The sequence below is a fragment of the Lapidilactobacillus mulanensis genome (assembly GCF_003946215.1).
Taxonomy (GTDB): Bacteria; Bacillota; Bacilli; order Lactobacillales; family Lactobacillaceae; genus Lapidilactobacillus; species Lapidilactobacillus mulanensis.
Window position 1 is genome coordinate 1 of the sequence record NZ_RHOW01000098.1, and the last position, 1564, is coordinate 1564.

Consider the following 1564-nt stretch of genomic DNA (forward strand, 5'->3'; position numbering starts at 1 on the left):
ACTAAAGGTTGAAAGTTAATCTTCCAAGTGAATCCTCGTCATACGGGGATTTTTTCGTACAAAAATAGACATGAATCGCTCCATATCAGTATACTTAAGTCGACTAAACCTACGATACAAAGGAGAATTCATGTCCATGTCAACTATACAACAATTTAGCACTGATTTTCACCGTTCTATGCGTCATTTTTCGAAATTGGTCCACCTTCCTAAGGTCTTGCGCTCCTGTAACGTTAATAAGAGTCGTGGAATTCACATATCTGAACTCTTTGAATGGGCGATTGGAACTATCTTTTCGCGCTATTCTTTCGAACGTGCCACCGCTGACTCACGCTTCACCACGAAAACGGTACGCAATTGCTTAAACGATGCTCGAATGAACTGGCAACGACTAGTTTTGATGCTGGGTATGAATCTGATTGAATACATTCAGGGCTTCACAGACAAGCGCCGTATACAGGCGCTCATCATTGATGATTCACTCTTTAAGCGTGAGTTCTCTAAGCATACTGAGCTTTTGTCTAAGGTGTTTGATCATGATAACCAGCGTTTCTACAAGGGGTTCCGCGCACTCACGCTTGGTTGGAGTGACGGTAATACCTTCTTGCCGTTAAACTTTGCCTTGATGTCTTCTTCAAAACCGTCTAATCAACTTGGACCAACGAAACAATATGACGGTCGTACGCTTTCTGCTAAGCGTCGTACACAAGCTCGTCGCAAGATGAGCGATGTAGCCGTGGAATTGGTTGAAGAGGCACTTAAGGACGGAACACGGGCCAAGGTGGTTCTCTTTGACAGCTGGTTTACATCACCTAAGATGTTTGCCCGCCTTCAAGCGCTTGGCGTTGACGGATTAGGTATGTTGAAGCGTTCAGACAAGGTTTACTTCCGCTATCGCGGACGCCAAATGACGGTCAAATCCCTGTACGAACGTCTTCGAAAGAGCCGCTACGCAACGCATGATAATTACCTGTACAGTCCTGTTGTGCAGTTTGAAGTTAATGGCAACGTGATGGCAGTTAAGCTGGTATTCGTGCCGAACCGCCATGATCCATCAAAGTTTCTCGTGCTCGGGACGACAAAGATATCGATGAAGCCTGATGAGATTATTCAGATGTATGGTCGTCGCTGGCAGATTGAAGGCTTCTTCAAGGTTGGTAAACAATATCTCCAGTTCGATCACACGCAAACACAGAGCTATGACGGACTTTGCGGCCATCTGGCTATGGTCATGCTGAGTTACGACATTCTTGCATTGTGCCAGCGCGAAAATATTGATGAACGGACTCTAGGTGACCTGTTCTTTGACTTTGGCCGTATATTACCCGATATAGAGTTTATAAAAGCACTGAAGCGTCTGATGACACTCTTCAGTGGTATAGCTACACAAGGAACAATTGATTCGACAACGGTGAACGAACTACTTGAAAAATTTATGCAAACACTGCCCAGCAATCTTGTTGGAATGCTAGGCAGTGTGGCTTAGTGTCTAATTGACTAATTTTTATGAGGAAACTGTGCTGGTACAAGGCCCGAGGGCTATTTGTGTACTTTCAACCTTTAG

General features: G+C 44.6%; 1 protein-coding gene. It reads left to right on the forward strand.

Annotated elements, in window-relative coordinates:
• Nucleotides 1-136: 136 nt before the first annotated feature.
• Complete coding sequence (locus EKM67_RS10650; protein WP_125578950.1) at nucleotides 137-1486, forward strand: IS4 family transposase; 1350 nt, start codon at nucleotides 137-139, stop codon at nucleotides 1484-1486.
• Nucleotides 1487-1564 lie beyond the last annotated feature (78 nt).